This window comes from Reyranella aquatilis (assembly GCF_020880995.1).
Classification (GTDB): Bacteria; Pseudomonadota; Alphaproteobacteria; order Reyranellales; family Reyranellaceae; genus Reyranella; species Reyranella aquatilis.
In genome coordinates, this window is sequence record NZ_JAJISD010000023.1 from 1 (window position 1) to 3402 (window position 3402).

Here is a 3402-nt window from a genome sequence, read left to right on the forward strand (position 1 = left end):
CGGCAAGTTATGTGGCGTTCCCCGATATGTGGCGCAGAGGCCACTTAGAGCTGCTTATGAGCGAGAACTATGACCAGTGCGCCACATATCGGTGAGGCTATAGGGTACGCAGGAAAGCCATCAAATCCGGCTGACGAGACCAGCCTCCAATTGTGCGTCGAGTGCTTCCTCTCGCCAGTGTCGCAAGCGCCCGCTCTTTCGTGGCAAGGTCGGTCTCGGCATAGATGTTGGTGGTATCGAGCGACACATGCCCGAGCCACGCACGGATCGTGTTGATATCGACGCCCGCCTGCAGGAGATGGCTCGCCGTCGTATGGCGAATGACGTGAGGGCTGATCCGCTTTCCTTGGAGCGACGGTACCGAGACGCGCAATCTCTCTATATAGCGTTCGACGAGTGTGTGAATGCCATACCGCGTCAGCGGTTCTCCGCGACAGTTCAAGAACACGCTTGCCTCAGCAGGACGTTGCCCCGCGAGGTGACAGAGGTACTTCAGGGTTGTGGCCCAGAGTGGGCAGCGACGTTGCTTGCTTCCTTTGCCCATTATCTGGACGGACTTGGAGTGCCAGTCTATATCGCCGATCCGCAGGGCCGTTGCTTCGCTGACGCGAGCGCCAGAGTTGTAGAGGAACAGCAGCAATGCATGGTCGCGCCGGCCCTGGCTTGACGATTGATCCGGGGCAACGAGTAGGGCGTCGACCTCTGACTTCTCAAGATATGTCAGACTGGCCGTGGTGCTCCTTTTTATTGGTATCATTCGAATCTGTGCGCACCACTCGATATGTTGCGGGCTGTACTCCCCTACGAATCGCGCCAATGCATGAATCGATGCGAGGCGCTGGTTCCGCGTCGCCGTACAACACTGCCTCTCCCGTTCAAGGTACACGAGAAAGCTGCGCACAAGTTCGGCCGAAAGATCGGTCACCGACAGCTTATCGGTGGCTGTGCCTTTGCGCTTTGCCGCATAGGGAAGGAGCAGGACGAGCATATCGCGGTAGCTTGCGCATGTGTTTGCGGACAAGTTCCGCTCCGATGTGGCGTATTCCGTGAGGAATCGGCGAATCCAATATCCTGCAGACGTCTTGTCAGTCATGGCGGTGCCCTCCCGCAAACGCCTCGAAGCGACAGCTGGCCTCGGCAAGTAGCTCCTGAGTCATTGTCAGATAGCGCTGCGTCCCCGAAAGACCCGTATGGCCGAGATAGGTTGCCAACTTGGGCAAAAGATCGTTCAGGTCAGCACCACTGCGATACCATGCGATGACTCGGTGAACCGCTGCCGAATGCCTGAGGTCGTGCATCCGAGGCTGGCTGCGGGCACCACCGTTCCTTCGAATGCTCGCGATCGCGCACAGGCGACGGAATGCGACTCCGAGCGTTGTATCACTCAAATCTGTGCCGTTGCGGCTGGAAAAGACTCGGCTCTCGCCGCCTGCGGAATAATGGTTGCCACGCCTCGCGATGAACGTCCGTATCACGGAGTTCAGACCGTCGCTCAGAGGAACGATGCGCGTCTTGAAAAACTTCGTTCCTCGAATGTGTATGAATGATTGCGAGATGTCGACGTCTTCTATCTTAAGACGCATCGCCTCGCCGCGGCGCAGTCCGGCACCATATAGAAGCAGAAGAAACACACGAAGCGTATCGGCATCGATTGCATACTGTGGACCCGCCGTCGCTGCCGGAACCGCTGCGAGAAGCCGCTTGAGCTCCGCCTCGGAATAGATGTAGGGCACGGAGGATGAACAGGCGCGCTTTCGCGGACGCCGGGGCATCGGAGATGCTCTCAAGAGGCGGCGCGTGACGGCGAAGAAAAACAGGCCCGACAGCACGCGATACTTCCTGTTCCTCGCCTCATAACCTGTTCCATCCCGATCTACGAATCGAGAGATCACCTCAGACCGAATATTGTGAACCGGCACATCGCCGACCGATCTTCTAAAGGCTGCCAGAATGTTTGCCTCGGCCAAGTAGCGCTTGCCGAGCGAGCGCTGCTGGTCGATGTAGCTGGCAATGATGTCTTCCAAGCTCATAGCAGCGCTCCCAGGTCGAACTCAGCCACCTGACGCAGGCCCCGCAAGTCGATCTTGGTATAGATCCTCGTGGTATCCATGCTTCGGTGACCGAGATGGTCAGCGATCTGCTTCAAAGTGAATCCAGCATCGAGAAGCTGACCCGCACATGCGTGCCGAAGGCAATGTGCGCCACGCCAGGTCAGCTCCACGCCCTGCTTGGTCAACAGCGTCCTCACCGCGTAGGTGATGCTCGGACCTGATAGCGGACGGATTGGCGCCTGGATCGTTAGGAACAGGGCTCGGTGCGGGCTGCGAGGACGTGCCCGACGAAGATAACGCAGGATTGCCTCGCCAACAGGGACCGACATTGGATAACGTTGCGTTCGTCGCATCTTCGGCCTGGTGATGTGAATCATCTCGGCCGCCCAATCTAAATCGTCCAAGGTTAGTCGCGCGACTTCCCCGCGCCGCAGACCATAGTTGATCAGAAGCGACAGAATTGCGTGATCACGGATGTTGACCGGGTCGTGACTGGACGCGGTGTCTTCAAGTAGCCGGCCGATCTGTTCAATGCTTGGCGCCCGCGGAACATCTTCAAGCGCATAGAGATGCGGCAGCTCAATGCTCGGCGCGAGATGGGATCGGCACCATCCTCTACAGGCAGCGTAGCGAAAGAAGCTGCGCAAACGGCCGCCGAGCGAGCGCAGAGACCTGCGGCTCCATCCTCGGCAGGCTTGAGTCTTCAGAAACGCATCAACGTGAGAAATGGTGACCGCACCGAGCGATCGCACCTGAGGTGGCAACGAACTACAGAACCAGCGGATTGCCTCGTCGCAAGATGTGATCGTCGCCGGAGAAAGACCTCGCTCGACACACATGTACTCCTTATAGGCGAACAGTTCCGTTGCAAATCTCTGTGGCCGTTCCGGTTTGGCCGCCAACGCACCCATGCTGCGTAGCCAAGGCTCCCCGCTCTGAAGAATGAGTTTGATCGTGTTTTGAGATGGTGAATGACCCTGCCGCTTGGACTTGACCTGCCGGAGAAGTGCACCTCTCAGCCGCTTGGACGTTATGCTTCCCCCGGCATCGCGGACTATCTCCGCAACGACCAGCAACGCCCACGCCATGCGCTCCAACGTCAACGGCGAATAGCCGTCCGCACGCGCCTTCTTGAGAAATTGCTCGCGGGATTCCGCATAGGGTCCTGCCCGATAGCGAGCGACAACGGCTGGCACCTTGAACAGTTGGTCGTACATGATCGATCTCCATCGCGATGATGGACGACGATCATCCACACAAAAATATGTGGCGTAAGGAGTCCGCTACCAGGCTCTACAGATACATTTACCACGTGCGCGCCACATATCGGGGAACGCCACATAACTTGCCG

General features: G+C 58.1%; 3 protein-coding genes. All 3 read right to left on the reverse strand.

From position 1 onward, the window contains the following. Window positions 1-97 precede the first annotated feature (97 nt). The 3 genes from LJ725_RS28745 to LJ725_RS28755 are packed head-to-tail and all read right to left on the reverse strand — an operon-like array spanning window position 98 to window position 3268. Window positions 98-1093, reverse strand: a complete 996-nt coding sequence (locus LJ725_RS28745; RefSeq protein WP_230554354.1) for a tyrosine-type recombinase/integrase — start codon at window positions 1091-1093, stop codon at window positions 98-100. After that, complete coding sequence (locus tag LJ725_RS28750; RefSeq protein ID WP_230554355.1) at window positions 1086-2030, reverse strand: tyrosine-type recombinase/integrase; 945 nt, start codon at window positions 2028-2030, stop codon at window positions 1086-1088. The genes LJ725_RS28745 and LJ725_RS28750 overlap by 8 nt, the downstream gene beginning before the upstream one ends. Further along, entirely contained in the window at window positions 2027-3268 is a 1242-nt protein-coding gene (locus LJ725_RS28755; protein WP_230554356.1) for a tyrosine-type recombinase/integrase, read from the reverse strand. Before LJ725_RS28755 ends, LJ725_RS28750 begins: the two co-directional genes overlap by 4 nt. Window positions 3269-3402 lie beyond the last annotated feature (134 nt).